Origin of the sequence: Kiloniella majae (assembly GCF_002118315.1) — a bacterium.
GTDB classification, from domain to species: Bacteria; Pseudomonadota; Alphaproteobacteria; order Kiloniellales; family Kiloniellaceae; genus Kiloniella; species Kiloniella majae.
This window is the reverse complement of the sequence record NZ_MTSZ01000005.1, coordinates 251,445-265,580: the sequence shown is the minus strand read 5'-3', so window position 1 is coordinate 265,580 and position 14,136 is coordinate 251,445. Positions and strand designations below refer to the sequence as shown.

Below are 14,136 nucleotides of genomic sequence, written 5' to 3'. Positions count from 1 at the left end.
CCGAGAAGGGAGAGAAGGAGGAGAGGGGGGAGGGCTTAGTCATCCTGATAACCCCGGAAAAAATATTCTGTGTTGGTATCCAGGGCTTTAGAGAAATCCCAGAGCTTTGAAACAGAGATACGATTGAGTGCTGATTCGTATTTTTGCACTTGCTGGGCGCTTATTCCTACTTGATCAGCTAACGCGGCTTGGCTTATGTCGAGTATCGTACGACGCATTCTTAATTTTTTGCCGACGTAACTATCAACGGGGTGAGGTTCTGTTTTCAGTTTCACGCAATCATTCTCAATATTATTATGTATTAAAAGTTTTCGCTTAAAAATAAAGGGGTGTCAGCTGACACCCCTTTATTTTTTTGGAGATACTTTATTTATATTTAAGGGCCTGCTTGCCTTTAAGTCTAGTCATCGTCTGCGGCATCTTCAATAGATTCACCTGCCGCCTCAATGTCTTTGCCGGCACCCTCGATAGTATTACAGGCACTTAAAGCACCAATGCTGAAAAGCAAGGTCGCAAACACTGACAGTACCTTCAATGATTTCAATAATTTCATCGTTTTGAACTCCTTCGTTGGTTAACGACCATCTTGTGATCTGGTTTGAAGGATAACGGGCAGCAGGTAAGGTATCGATAGCAAGAGGGCCATGGAAATATAAGGCGAGCATAAAGATGGCTATACATTACAAGTTCCCTTGCCCTCTGACAGCAGACAGGCGATCTTTTTAGTGTTGGGGAATTGGTAACATGCCACCATAAAAATGTGGGTGAGCGGCACAGCTAGGAAGGCACCTGGCACGCCCCACAGAAAGCTCCAGAAAGCGATACTTATTAGAATCACAATCGGGGACATAGAAAGAAACTTTCCTTGGAATTTGGGGTCGATGACATTGCCAATGAAAAATTGAATAACACCCATTCCTGCCAAGACGATCCATACCTGCGATGTATCACCGAATTGCATCGTTGCGACAAAGGTTGTTGGGATAAGGAGAAGCATGGCACCTAGTACGGGAATAAAGTTGAATATGAAGGCTAGTAATCCCCATAGCAAAGCAAAATCCAATCCGGTTACCCATGCAAAAGCGGTTGTGAGTGCAGCCGATATGCCACCGATACCTGTCATGACAGTCATATACTTATGAAAAGAATTCGCAGCATCTGTCGCAGCTTTTCCCCACCGATTACCACTGGCTTTTCCCAAACAATTCTCAAGCTTGTCTTCCCAGTATATGAGCTCTGGTAATCCGAGAATAACGAGAGCAACGACAAGCACTGTATGACCAAGTGTTGTGTAAAATGTTGTGATCAAGGGAGTAATAAGACTTTGCAATTGCTCAGAATTAATTTCTCTGGGCGGGGGTAATCCATATTCTCTTAAGGTAACTCTTAGATCCTGCAGTAGTTTGATAAGTTGGGTTTCATACTTGGGAAAACTGGCCGTGAGTTCGGCAACTGCCATATAACAGATGCCAGCAAATACCCCGAGTATACAGACTAAAGCAACGTAAGACAGAATGTGGCTGATCCGTTTGGGGAAAATTTTATTTAGCCATGTGTTAATCGGCCATGCGACTGCAGTCATAAACAGAGCAATCGTCACGGGGAGTAAGACAGGTTTAAGCCAATGTACGACAGCAAAGCCAAGTACAAGTGAGATAAAACCTAAATAACGGTATTGTAATGTTCTGTCTGTCATAAGTGCCTGATGAGATGAATAATATTGAGTTTCAAATGTTTAGTGAACACTTGGTGCTTTCGTGGACTATTTATAAAAAATGAAGTCCATGAGAGATTGAAGTTTATTTTTGATCGAACAGAGGGTTGTCTTTTTTCACACCTACGGCCTTTAAAGCGATAATAACGGTTATGAGAAAGAGCATTGTTGTAATTGCAAGAGCTACCCATAATCCTGCCGCGTGAACCAGAGGTAAGGCCATTGCTGTGATGAAGCCACCGCCAACAATTGGCTCATAAAAAGGCTGTTTAAGGCTAAAGCTGGATCTGCCCCCTGTTTTATCATTTGGATCAACCACCTTCATCAACAAGAGACCGGATGTTGTCGCACCTGTGGAATGGGCGAAGTCACCTAATCCCCGGGTCCAGGGCGCATTTTTATAAAGTCGCGGGGCGATAAAGAAAAAGACCAATAAGTTCCAGCCAATGCCTGTACAGATCAAAATCGTAAGAAGTGCCCAGTTTTCCTGAAGGGCTTTGAGCGAAAGGGTTGCAATCGCGACAACGATCAACAGATCTAGAAAACTATGACTGATGGAATGCAGATGATGTTCGTTTAGGAGCTTCTCTTTACCTATTTTGCTTATGAATAACTGAAGACAGATACCGCCAATCAATGCCATTGGGAAAAGAGGGATATATTGAACCATACCGTCTTGTCCCTTGGTCAAAAAGAAGCTTTCAATAATCAGTAAAACTTCTTTGAGGCCCCATCCAATGATGATGGCAATGCAAAGTAGTGAGAAATGGAGCAATAAAGCATCTGCAGAGAGGTATTCTTCTCTTCTTTTTTTAGCAAAGAGGGTTTTGGCCTTCTTTTCCGAAATGTCTTCTTTCAGGTGCTCAGATTTTTTTTCTTTTGGTGATTGCATCTGATCTTTTTTTACAGCGAAATTGATCAGGATTAATCCAACCAGTATAGCCGATACTTTTCCGGCGGTTGCCATGCCTAACGCTAGATCGTAACCCGCATCAAACCCCAATTCGTCGTAGGTATTTCCTAATCCAGCAGCAGTTCCATAACCGCCTTGGAAGCCGATTGCTATCAAAACACTGCTAAGAGGATTTGCATCAAAAAAGGGAATGAGTACTAATATTGTTACTATGATGCCGACAATATATTGCCCCCAGGTAATCAGGTATCCGGTAACAAGATTGGGGGATGAGTTCGACCAAATTTTGCCTATGGTCGGTATTTTTGATCCCATCATCAAAGCCGCAAAGACGACAACAATCAAATACCCTGGTAACAACTTTCCAACGGCATATATATCAGTGAACTGTTTTTCCAGATGGGTACCTTCCAAGATTGCTGCCCCTAATAACTGGGGACCAATAATCAACCCGACGACACCACCTATAACCGAAGCGGGCAGGTGTATGCGATCAAGAACAGGAATTGCTTTCCTGAGTAATGTTCCAACAAGAATAAGAACAGCAGCGCACAATAATGCGATTAAAATTGTATCAATAGGGTATTCATTGGATTTCATATGCTTATACTCAAAAAAGCACAGAGACCTTTATCAGGTCTCTGTGCTTTGTCGTTAAAGAAATAGCTATACCATTCTATGATCAGGCTTTGACGCGATAATATAGACCGCATGTACGATACCCGGGATATACCCAAGCAAAGTAAGCAATATGTTTAGCCAAAAGTGTTTACCTAATCCCACCTGTAGAAACACACCGAGTGGTGGTAGTAGAATGGCAAATAATATACGGATAAGATCCATGGTGTTTCTCCTTATTGTTTTTTGGTGAGTATCAGGCGCCAGTACGCTTTTGCCACTCGTCAACTTCGCGTTCGGACTCTTCTCTGGATTTACCGTAACGCTCCTGGATAAGGCCTGCGAGTTTGGTGGCATCGCCATTGACTTGATCAACTTCGTCGTTGGTCAACTCACCCCATTCCTTCTGAACAGTACCTTTGAGCTGGTTCCATTTACCTTTGATAATATCACGATTCATAACTTTCTCCTCACTGTTGTGTCATACAACGTCGCTTGACGTGATTAGGAATGTGCCTTGATTGGCGTCAGGGTTAAATAGGGTGGTGGGGAGAGTTTCATAAAGGCAGCGTTAATTGATGCTCGCTTTATGTTTCAGCGAGGTCATTCGTACCACACCCTGATGTGGCATGAACTACCATCGCATGAAACTTTTAAGCGAGATAGGTGCTATGGACGAAAATGAATACATTGGGGATGAATATATTGAGGTTGCAGAAAATGCAGCTTCATCTGTGTATGAAGAAGCCGCATTCTGGTTAACTGCACCTGAAACGTATTATCAAGCGCTATTTGTTCTTGCTTCGTTAGTTGTTGCGTATGGAGTTACCGCTCTTGCGAGGTATTTTATTTTAGCTGTCAAAGAGCCTGACGGGCGCGTTAAGGCTTTTTCTAAGCGCTGGTTCATGCGCCGATCCGGTCGGTTACTTTTCCCTTCGTTGACGATTCTGTTGCTGGCAGGAGGAGAACCTTTTGCTGAAACGGTTGTGGAGGCGCTCGACGTTGTTCATGCGGCCCAACGCGTTGCTATTGTTTGGTTTATGTGGGTGGCACTGCGCGCTTTTGTAACCAGTACTCTAGTGCGCACCGTTGGGATTTGGATTTTCTTGCCTGCGGCGTTGTTACAGCTGTTTGGCTGGTTTGATCCTGTCGTGGCTCATCTTGACGGGTATGGCTTTACCCTGGGTGAAGTGAAGATTACGGCCTACACATTTATTAAAGCCATATTCTTTGTCAGTATTGTTATTTGGGTGGGTAAAATAGCGAGCAACAGTGGCGAAGGATATATACGTAGTAGTGAATCTCTAACGCGTGCGACAAAAGAACTGCTTATCAAGCTTTTTGATATTGTACTTTATGCCGTTCTCTTCATGGTCACTCTTAATCTTATTGGTATTGATTTAACCGCTCTGGCTGTCTTCAGTGGTGCTCTGGGGGTTGGCTTGGGATTTGGGTTACAAAAGATTGCGTCGAACTTTACCAGCGGAATTATTTTGTTAACTGAAAAGACCATTAATATTAATGATCTGATTGAGATGAATGATGGTGTCTTTGGTTATGTTCGCAAGCTCGGGGCACGTGCAAGCGTTGTTGAGACCTTTGATGGTAAAGAGGTCATGGTGCCCAACGAGGATTTTATTACTTCCCGGGTTGCGAACCTGACACATAGCAGTACGAATGGTCGAATTGAGATCCCGGTTGGAGTTTCCTATGGGACAGATATGCATCAGGCATATGACTTGATTTTAGATGCGGCAAATAAATACGAAAATGCCATATCCGATGGGGACCATAGTCCCAAGTGCTTTATGCGTGAATACGGGGATAATTCCGTTAATTTTTTGCTTACATTCTGGCTGGAGGATGTGACGACGGGGCGGTGGCGTGCACAAAGTGACGTCATGTTCACTATTTGGGATTCTTTTAAAGAGCACGATATCGAGATTCCGTTCCCGCAACGAGACCTTCACATTCGTAGTGGACTTGATGTCCTCGGCAGTAAGCCGGAAACAGAGCCCGAATCAAAGTCTGATCAGAAATAATTTATGCCCAATTGATGACTTTGCTCTCACGAACATACTGTGTCTTGAAGCGAAAGTTCATAAGTTTAGTTGGTAGCGATGAGGTGTGCATTTTTACCTCGAAACCGCAAGTTATTTAAGATCCGGCTGATTACGAACCGTTTGGTTAAGAGGTCGCTCGTTGGGTTGCGTGACAATAGATAAAGGAGAATATTTTGACGGTATCTACGTTAAAAATTGTTGATGATAAAGCTGTTGATATTGGTGTCATGGAAAAACAAAGAGCTGACGTTGCCGAAAAGCTTTCCAAGTTTCTTGCCTCTACTTACACGCTTTATATGAAGACACTTTATTATCACTGGAATGTAACCGGGCCGCAGTTCCATAGTTTACATGCGCTGTTCGAGCAGCAGTATGAAGGGTTGCACAAAGCGGGTGATGAACTGGCAGAACGTATTCGTGCGTTGGGGCATTTCACACCGGGTACTTTCAAAGCTTATTTAGAGCTATCTTCTGTGGATGAAGATGATGCTTTGCCAAAAGAAGCCCAACAGATGGTTGAAAGTTTGCTTAGAGATAACGAGACCTGTTCCAAAGAGGCCCGCGAAGTTTTGAAGGTTGCTGAAGCAGCCGGAGATGAGGTCTCCGTTGATATGATGGTGGCCCGGATGGCTGCTCATGATGAAGCGGCCTGGATGCTTCGCTCAATAGTACAATAATATAATTAAAGAGGTTAGTTATGAAGAAAATACATATGATGTTAATCGGCGCGGTTGTTGTGGTTGCCATTGCTGTTGGTGTGAGCATGCAGAATGATCCAACACTTGGGGAACGGCTTGGCGATGCAGCGGAAGAATTGGGTGATGGTGTAGAGGAAGCTTCCGAAGAACTGGATCCCAATCGTACTCTTGGTGAAGAAATCGGTGATACCATTGAAGATGCCGGGGATGAACTGCAGGATGCTGCAGACTAATATTCTGTGGAACCTATAATAGAAAGGCGGCCATTGAGCCGCCTTTTTTATATTTGTTCATCTCTTTATGGAGAATTTATATCGCCCACATTAAAATGAGTCACTGAATGCCATAATTTAAATGTACGAAAATGAACAAACAGTACCAAATTCTTGTCTGTATTGATACCCATCCCAAGAGCAATGTGTTGTTGCGCGCGGCTGCAAACAAATCAAAAGAGACGGGTGTCCCGTGGGGGGTGTTATATGTTGAAACGCCTCAACATTTTACGTTGGACAGGGATGCGCGTGAACGGGTACTCCGTTTTCTGACAGTTGCAGAAGAGATGGGAGGAAATGTTCATAGTGTGGAACATCGGGATGTCATCGGTGGGATTAAGAACTATGTTGAGACCGCGAATGATGAGGGAAAACCTGTCCAAACATTGATCATGGGGCAAAGCAGTAAGGAAGGTTTTTTTGATGAGCTAAAAGCGTCTCTTGCAGAGCGTATGATGCGAGAAGTTCGGCGCTTTTCTACTGAGGTGCAAATTGTTCCCCTTGTCGGTAAACAGTATATATCCAGCTGGTTTGATCGCTTACAGTTAAGAGATATCAAATTAAGAGAAATTGTATTTGCCTTAATTTCTGTGGTGTTGGCTTATCTTGGATCTGAAATTTTGCGGATGCAGACATCTGATATTGGGATTAAAAACCAGGTATATAACGTCACAGCATTCTTTCTTGTTGCTGCGATCATAACATCCCTTCGTTATGGTCTTGTGCCTGGCTTAGTATCTGCTGTAGCTGGGTTTTCGACAATAAACTATTTTTATGTAGCTCCTTATGGCGGATTTGGGATCAGTCACTCAGGTGATGCTGTCAATCTTTCTGTTTTTCTTGTTTCAGCTGTCATTATTTCCCTTATGGGGGGGTATAACAGAGCTTGGAATTCTTCGCTTTCGCGTAAAGAAAAAAGATCTCAGGCTTTGTACAAAGTTCATCGGCTGGCCAGTGATGCGACTGATCGGGAAGGGGCTTTGGCTATTCTTCATGAAGAGTTATCGCGATTGTTGGAAATGGATATCGCGTTCTTTTTACCTCCTGCTGTAAGTCCGGATACGCTTGAATTGGTATACCCCGGTCAAACGGATTTTACGTCTCAAGATGAAAAATCATTGCAGTTATGTTGGGATGAAGTTCGCACAACAGGTCATGGAACGGCAAACAAATTTGATTCCATTTGGCGTTTTGAACCGCTTACAACGCACAATGGTGAAATTGGTGTCATTGCAATCAAGGTTCCTCTGCATGTTCGTCTGGATGCTTCTTTCGGGCGATTGCTTTCTGCTCTGGCTGATCAGGCAGCCAGTATTCTAGAGCGTATTGAGCTCACTAAAATGATGAGTGAAAGCCGTATGCGTGAAGAGCGTGAGAAACTACGCGCGATGCTGCTTTCCAGTGTGTCTCATGACCTTAAAACTCCCCTAGCTTCTATCATCGGAAGTTTGAGCGTTCACAACAGAATGAAAAAAGCCGGACGTCTGGACAGTGATACATCCGATGAATTAATTGATACTGCTTTAGACGAAGCACAAAGGCTGGATAGCTTTATTTCAAATATTCTGGATATGACGCGTATTGAAAGCGGGGAAATTACATTTGATACGGACTGGGTGGATGTGGAAAAACCTTTGTTAAGTATCAAGAAGAGGATGCGCCAACGTTTGGCAAATCATGAATTGGTAGTGCATTTATTTGATGTTCCCTGTGAAGTGAAAATGGACAGAATGATGACCGAGCAGGTATTGCAAAATGTCATTGATAATGCTGTTAAATATTCACCTAAAGGCACGCAGGTCTCAGTAACTCTTAGTGAAGAAGAAGGCGGTTTTTCCTATAAGGTAAAAGATCAGGGAGCAGGTATCCCCGACGGTAAGTTCGAGGCCGTATTTGATAAATATGAACGCTTGAAACAATCTGATTCTCAAGTTGCTGGCACAGGACTGGGGTTAGCAATATCAAAAGCAGTTATGGAGAAACAGGGAGGGGAAATTACAGCGCGAAACCACGAAGCAGGTGGCGCTGAATTCATCTTGTGGTTTCCGCATATGAGGAAAAATATGGGAGCTAAACAGGGGGCGTACGATAAGGAAAGGAAACAAGTGGTATGAGTTTGGAAGGCATAAAAATAGTTGCGATTGATGATACGCCCTCCATTCGAACCTTTTTACGGGTGTCACTAGAGGATGAAGGTGCAGAATTTTATGAAGCTTCGACAGCAAACGAAGGATTAGATCTTTGTAAAAGAATAGTGCCTGACCTTGTTGTTCTTGACCTTGGGTTACCAGATATAGATGGGTTAGATATTCTGCCAGAGATCAAGGGTATAAAGCCAAATAACAAGATGCCAGTTCTTGTGTTATCTGTTCGAAAAGCCAGGGAAACAGTTAAAGAAGCATTTGAAAAAGGTGCGAACGGATATCTGACGAAACCTTTTATGGTTGAGGATCTTCTTGAGATAATTGAAGAGAAGCTGCCTTATAATTGATGGCCTTATAAATTATGACAAGTCATATGGCTGTCTTTTTGAGCCAGCTCTGCCGTCTCTGATCCATGGCGTTATACGATCAGATTTTACGCCAGCATTTGTTTTTTATGGAATACTGGGTGTAGTTGACGGCTGCGTCACCATATCCAGGATGTCGGTTGAATTCGTTTCAAGCATAGTGGCTAGCAAATGTATTTTGCGTTTCATGCGATCATGGAAATCGAGACAGACAAAATTGTTTTGTTCGTATTCTTCTTTGGTGAGACTGCTGTATTTACTGAAATTCGCAACTTGATCTTCAAATAGTTTTAGATCATTACGACAATCGAGTGTTAGTTCCAGCATTTTATCTGTAGTGAGTGTCATAATGCTTTCCTGCCTGTGTTATGGCAGGAAAGCATATCAAAAATACTATCAAGTTAAACAACCAGAGGTTGGATTAATGCTTAATTTGGTAATTTGGTGTGGTTTAAATCGGGGGATTTGTCTTTTTGCCTGACACAAGGTTGGCAATTATTGTGATTGCAAAGAGTACAACAAATGCAATGAATAACCATTTAGCAGCCATCGCAAATGTTCCTGCAATACCACCAAAACCAAGTACGCCGGTTAGCAAAGCGAGAATAAAAAATATAAGTGCCCATCTTAACATCGTTTTGTTCCTTTCATTTTGTTACCTGCCAAACCTTCTCACTTTCTATCTAAATTTTCGCCCCCAAGCTCTTGCGGAAAACATAAACAGAGCATCAACGCGTTGGGGTTAATGCTCTGTTTATGTCGCGACCATCATATGAACATAGTAAATTTAGATATCTTTTTGTGTGATAGGTATGAAACTAAGGAGATAAATAATGGCACGTACGTATCATGAGTTTGATTTGATCATTATTGGCGCTGGTACCGCTGGCCTTTCCGCGTTGAAAGAGGCGAAAAAATATACTGATAACGTACTCTTGATACATGATGGCCCGATCGGGACGGCATGCGCGCGTGTTGGGTGTATGCCGTCAAAGAGCTTGATACATGCGGCTAAGTTATACGATACGCACAAAAAAATGCCCGACGTCGGAATTGTGGGATCAGAATTAATCAAACCAGATCTTCCTAAGATATTAAAGAGAGTTAGGGAGAAGCGGGATTATTTTGTATCCCATATAGAAGAAGAGATAGAATCTCTGCAGGACTATATGGTGCGGGGGACAGCTCGATATGAATCGCCAACAACAATTCGCGCTGATAATCGTCTTTTTCATACCAAGAGCAGTGTTATTGCTACGGGATCATACCCTTATATCCCAAAGCAATACGAGGAATTTGAATCACAGCTGATTACATCGGATACGCTTTTTGAGCGACGGGATTTACCCAAAAGAATGGCGGTTGTGGGTATGGGAGCTATTGGACTTGAAATGGCACAGGCATTTGCCATGCTGGGAATTGATGTTACGGCAATCAACCGCCGTAAAAGGGTTGGTGTCGTCAGTGATTCGGAAATTAATAAGACGATCATTGAAGCGCTAGCAGAAGACATGAAAATCTGGCTGAACACAGATCCGGACGTGAAGCAAACGCCAGAAGGCCTGTTGCTTCATACAAAAACACAAGAAGCGACTGTTGATGCTGTCTTTGTTGCTGCCGGGCGTAAGCCGAGCCTTAATAAACTTGGTTTAAGGCGCCTGGGACTTAGCACCAACAGCAACGGTGTCCCGTCTTTCAATCGCTATAGCATGCAAGTCCAAGGGTATCCTATTTATATTGCAGGGGATGCAACGGACGAACGAGCTGTGCTGCACGAAGCGGTTAACGAGGGCGAGCGTGCTGCCTATAACGCGCTGCACAGCGGTAACAAGCACGCCCCACATCACGGCGGACTACAGATTATCTTCACCAAGCCGGTGACGGCAGTTGTGGGCGATACTGAATATGCTATGCGACATGATGATGTCATTACTGGTGAGGCGGATTTTCAAAATCAAGGGCGCGCTAAAATTGAAGGCGAAAATTTTGGAAAAATCCGTCTGTTTGCTGATCGAAAGGGGGGCTACTTACGTGGGGCAGAAATCATGGCACCCGCAGCAGAACATCTTGCCCATTTTTTAAGTCTTGGATTGGTGCAGCATTTGACCCTCAAGCAAATTCTAAAAACACCTTTCTACCATCCTTCACTAGAAGAGGGATTGAAATCAGCGTTAGAGAATGCGCTCGAAAATATGGAAAAGGGCTGATTTATACTCTGTTGATGCGAGGGAGCTTTGCTTCCTCTCGCACCCTGATGTCGTTCTTCTTATTCTCTAAGTCGTACAAGCGATCGCTTGTTTCTTATTGAATAGGAGTAAACTTATGACACATACAGTATCAGCAACATTCAAAACAGATTCAGCTGCGAGAGAAGCGTTGCTAAAACTCGAAGTAGCAGGTTTTTCCGAAGAACAAATGAGCTTGGTTGCGACGGACAATTCAGTTGGCCAGTCCTTTAATATTGAAAAAGGAAGTAAGGCCGCAGAAGGCGGGGCCGTTGGAGCATCCGCTGGTGGTATTCTTGGTGCTATTGCTGGTGGTTTGGCCGCCGCGGGTACAATTCTTATTCCTGGCGTTAATTTAATGATTTATGGCGCGGCAGTGGCTGCAGCAGCTGGTGCAGGTGTTGGTGCTGCAACGGGTGGCCTTGCTGGTGCTTTGGTTGGGCTTGGTATTCCAGAATACGAAGCCAAGCGTTACGAAGATGAAGTGAAAAAGGGTTCTATTTTACTTGTTGTTGAGGCTGATAGCTCTGAGCGAGCCGACGTGGTTAAGGACATCTTTAAACATGGAGATGCACACAACATCGCCGCTTAATATTTTATCCTTCTTGTGGTCAATGCCATATTAAAAAGAGAATTTGATGCGGTGTAGTTGATAACGACCGCGGCAATAGTGTTAGCTTTTGCTGAGGCGTTGAGGACTGTTACTCTGATCTGAAACAAAAAGCCCCTCTTTCTTGAAAGAGGGGCTTTTTGTTCGTGTGTGGCATTCTAAATAGCGGTGCAATGTTTTGCTATTATTTAGCTCTTAACAGTGCTTAAATCTAGGCTGTTCTCAACCGCGGGTCCGTATTGAACTGTTAAAAACAATACCTGTGTGAATGTGCTCTACCCGTTACGTGTGTTTAGGTGGGGAAGTGAGGTATGTACCGAGGTCAGAAAAATTAAAGGCCTAAACCTCAGCAGACACAGCTTCCTCGTCGATTACTTCCATTCGATAGCCAATGCCTGGTTCTGTTATGACGTAAGAGGGGGCTTTTACATCGGGTTCGATTTTTTCCCGTAGCTGACTAACGTAAACACGTAAGTATTGCATATCTTCGCCGTGTGCTGGGCCCCAAACACCTTTTAACAGTTGTTTGTGGGTAATCATCTTGCCGCGATTAACCATGAAATAACGCAATAGTTCATACTCTTTCGGGGTGAAAAATGTGCTTTCACCATCAACAAAAACCTCATGTCTGACGAGATCCATTTTGATGCGCCCATTTTCAAGGTCCGGCTCTCCTGCTTCCTGTGTCGCTGATTTCCGCAGATTGGCTTCAATACGGGCAAGTAAGACATCCGGGTTAAATGGCTTTGTGACATAGTCATCGGCACCTCGTCCCAATGCATCAACAACCTCGGTATCTGCGTCACGGACTGAACAGACAATAATCGGAACTTGTGACCATTCCCGTATATTGTCGATGACTTCTTTGCCATCCATGTCAGGTAATCCAAGGTCCAGAATGATTAAATCAGGCTTGATCGACGCGCTCATCCTGACAGCTTGAGCACCATTCTCACACTCTTCCGGTTTGTAGCCTTCGCTTTTCAAGGTGATCTTGAGTAATTTTCTTATCTGGGGTTCATCATCTACAATAAGGACCGTGTTCTTTTTGTTTGTAATCGCGTCTGTCATAATATCTTCTCGTTGTATGCTAAATACCGATCATGCCTTAAAAATCCACAGGAATTTAGCATGACAAGCATAAATTCCCCATATGTTTCTATCGTACTCTTTTAATTGTTAAGCTGAGAAATAGCCTTTATGCACAATACACTTGATTAATAGAGAGCTATTCTTTGCTTGGTGTATGTGTGATGCATTGAAAGTCTCGGTGGTTGCGTGCCCCCGCAACCAAACTGAAATTCACAAAACCTCACGACTCATTGGAGTTGTGAGGTTTTGTGATTCTGGGTGTATTTCACTATCTAGTGAAATTAATTATTTAATTGTGTAGGTTCAAATCAATACGCAACCAAGGAGAAGTGCTTCTTTAAGGCAAAACATAATCATAGGTTTTGCATTTATTTATTCTTTATAATTTGTATCTTGTAGTTGTTTTAGAATATCTAGACCTTGGCATTTCCAGAAGTGCAGAAGGTCAATGAACACCCAGTTTTCTGCGAGCTTGTTGTCGGATCGACGGTATATATCAATCACTCTGAATTCCCCCGGTTTGTTTGTTTCAGGCATTCCCATGAAACCGCCAGTGGGGCGCGCGGTGAAGTTAGGCCAACCAAAGAAGCCGCCGTAATTTCCTTCGGCCAAACGTGCAATGTGTGTGGTAGGGGATCGATCTGTGAAACCAGCGCGAAAGGGGCTGGAGTGTTGTTTTGCGTAGCGTGGAATTGTATAGGTTGCGCCGATCCCTTCTGGGCCCCACCAAATCATGTCTTCATGCCAGGTCTGTCTTAATTCATCTTCCAGGCTGAGCTCGTTATCCCACTGTCCTAGATCCGAGATCATGGCATTTATTGTCGAAAGTGTAAGCTCGCCAGCCTCTTTTGGTTGGCTTTCGTAGAGTAATCCGTCATGGGTGAGGGGACCGGGTTGTACCAGATGGGCTGCAGTTTGAAGAGGGAAGAATTGTATTCCTGCCTGTCGGGCAAAATGTGGGATATCAAAATACATTGCTGTTTCAACAATCTTACCGTCTTCAATCCTGTGAAACTCGCAATATCGTAAAAAAATCATTTTGCCTGTTGGCGGGATATTGAGAAACGACTGATCGAATAAGCCCATAAGATGCCCCATGGAAACAACCCAATTAGTTCGCGCATCGTCAATATAATTGTGCCCGGCAAAAAATATATCTTCACGACGTTGCAATGACGTCAATGCAGTCCGCAGAGGATGCCAAAAGGTTTCGGTCACTTCAGATGCGCCCCTTAATTCATTAAAGGGATGAAACCCACGCCAGAGATAAGACGAGTTTGTGTGACGTTTTAAAACGTCGTTAATTCTTGCATTGGGGGCGTCCAATTCTGCTTGAAACTTCCTAACGATGTTTTTTTCTTTTTGAAAATTTGTCACGCTTTCAGACCTTTAATTACAACCTTGCATACGTGTGCAAAAAAA

At 43.6% G+C, this 14,136-nt stretch carries 17 protein-coding genes; 7 read left to right on the top strand and 10 right to left on the bottom strand.

Annotated elements, in window-relative coordinates; genetic code table 11:
* Positions 1-35 precede the first annotated feature (35 nt).
* From BKB51_RS15785 to BKB51_RS15760, 6 genes are all read right to left on the bottom strand, one after another.
* Positions 36-275 (bottom strand): helix-turn-helix domain-containing protein, encoded by a 240-nt coding sequence (locus tag BKB51_RS15785; protein ID WP_085902073.1) that lies wholly within the window; start codon positions 273-275, stop codon positions 36-38.
* Positions 276-400: 125 nt separating this feature from the next.
* On the bottom strand, positions 401-553 hold the full coding sequence (locus BKB51_RS15780; RefSeq protein ID WP_085902072.1) for an entericidin A/B family lipoprotein: 153 nt from the start codon (positions 551-553) through the stop codon (positions 401-403).
* Between the two features lie 120 nt (positions 554-673).
* Complete coding sequence (locus tag BKB51_RS15775; RefSeq protein WP_085902071.1) at positions 674-1,696, bottom strand: AI-2E family transporter; 1,023 nt, start codon at positions 1,694-1,696, stop codon at positions 674-676.
* Between the two features lie 103 nt (positions 1,697-1,799).
* Complete coding sequence (locus BKB51_RS15770; protein WP_085902070.1) at positions 1,800-3,227, bottom strand: sodium/glutamate symporter; 1,428 nt, start codon at positions 3,225-3,227, stop codon at positions 1,800-1,802.
* Positions 3,228-3,293: 66 nt separating this feature from the next.
* Positions 3,294-3,470, bottom strand: a complete 177-nt coding sequence (locus BKB51_RS15765) for a YqaE/Pmp3 family membrane protein (RefSeq protein ID WP_085902069.1) — start codon at positions 3,468-3,470, stop codon at positions 3,294-3,296.
* Positions 3,471-3,501: 31 nt separating this feature from the next.
* Positions 3,502-3,705, bottom strand: coding sequence for a CsbD family protein (locus BKB51_RS15760; protein WP_085902068.1), 204 nt, complete (start codon positions 3,703-3,705; stop codon positions 3,502-3,504).
* 184 nt (positions 3,706-3,889) lie between these two features.
* On the opposite strand from BKB51_RS15760, the gene BKB51_RS15755 reads away from it, so the two are divergent.
* The 5 genes from BKB51_RS15755 to BKB51_RS15735 all read left to right on the top strand — a co-directional run bounded on the left by BKB51_RS15755 (position 3,890) and on the right by BKB51_RS15735 (position 8,769).
* The gene (locus BKB51_RS15755) at positions 3,890-5,287 is read left to right on the top strand and encodes a mechanosensitive ion channel family protein (protein WP_158090254.1); all 1,398 of its coding nucleotides are present in this window, start codon (positions 3,890-3,892) and stop codon (positions 5,285-5,287) included.
* A 194-nt stretch (positions 5,288-5,481) separates the two neighbouring features.
* Entirely contained in the window at positions 5,482-5,985 is a 504-nt protein-coding gene (locus BKB51_RS15750) for a Dps family protein (RefSeq protein WP_198946766.1), read from the top strand.
* Between the two features lie 20 nt (positions 5,986-6,005).
* Positions 6,006-6,239, top strand: a complete 234-nt coding sequence (locus BKB51_RS15745; RefSeq protein WP_085902066.1) for a hypothetical protein — start codon at positions 6,006-6,008, stop codon at positions 6,237-6,239.
* Between the two features lie 131 nt (positions 6,240-6,370).
* On the top strand, positions 6,371-8,392 hold the full coding sequence (locus tag BKB51_RS15740) for an ATP-binding protein (RefSeq protein ID WP_085902065.1): 2,022 nt from the start codon (positions 6,371-6,373) through the stop codon (positions 8,390-8,392).
* On the top strand, positions 8,389-8,769 hold the full coding sequence (locus tag BKB51_RS15735) for a response regulator (RefSeq protein WP_085902064.1): 381 nt from the start codon (positions 8,389-8,391) through the stop codon (positions 8,767-8,769). The genes BKB51_RS15740 and BKB51_RS15735 overlap by 4 nt, the downstream gene beginning before the upstream one ends.
* Before the next feature lie 105 nt (positions 8,770-8,874).
* Here the strand turns inward: BKB51_RS15735 and BKB51_RS15730 are convergent, their stop codons facing one another.
* Together BKB51_RS15730 and BKB51_RS15725 are read right to left on the bottom strand one after the other, a co-directional pair.
* Positions 8,875-9,135 carry a hypothetical protein gene (locus BKB51_RS15730; protein WP_085902063.1) on the bottom strand — a complete coding sequence of 87 codons (261 nt, stop codon included), beginning with the start codon at positions 9,133-9,135 and terminating at the stop codon, positions 8,875-8,877.
* Between the two features lie 103 nt (positions 9,136-9,238).
* On the bottom strand, positions 9,239-9,421 hold the full coding sequence (locus BKB51_RS15725; protein WP_085902062.1) for a DUF1328 domain-containing protein: 183 nt from the start codon (positions 9,419-9,421) through the stop codon (positions 9,239-9,241).
* A 199-nt stretch (positions 9,422-9,620) separates the two neighbouring features.
* On the opposite strand from BKB51_RS15725, the gene BKB51_RS15720 reads away from it, so the two are divergent.
* The gene (locus BKB51_RS15720) at positions 9,621-10,994 is read left to right on the top strand and encodes a dihydrolipoyl dehydrogenase (protein WP_085902061.1); all 1,374 of its coding nucleotides are present in this window, start codon (positions 9,621-9,623) and stop codon (positions 10,992-10,994) included.
* Between the two features lie 115 nt (positions 10,995-11,109).
* On the top strand, positions 11,110-11,604 hold the full coding sequence (locus BKB51_RS15715; protein ID WP_085902060.1) for a general stress protein: 495 nt from the start codon (positions 11,110-11,112) through the stop codon (positions 11,602-11,604).
* A gap of 357 nt (positions 11,605-11,961) precedes the next feature.
* Here BKB51_RS15715 and BKB51_RS15710 read toward each other — a convergent pair whose 3' ends face one another.
* Positions 11,962-12,693 (bottom strand): response regulator transcription factor, encoded by a 732-nt coding sequence (locus BKB51_RS15710; RefSeq protein ID WP_085902059.1) that lies wholly within the window; start codon positions 12,691-12,693, stop codon positions 11,962-11,964.
* Positions 12,694-13,086: 393 nt separating this feature from the next.
* The gene (locus BKB51_RS15705) at positions 13,087-14,091 is read right to left on the bottom strand and encodes an ester cyclase (protein WP_085902058.1); all 1,005 of its coding nucleotides are present in this window, start codon (positions 14,089-14,091) and stop codon (positions 13,087-13,089) included.
* Positions 14,092-14,136: the final 45 nt, after the last annotated feature.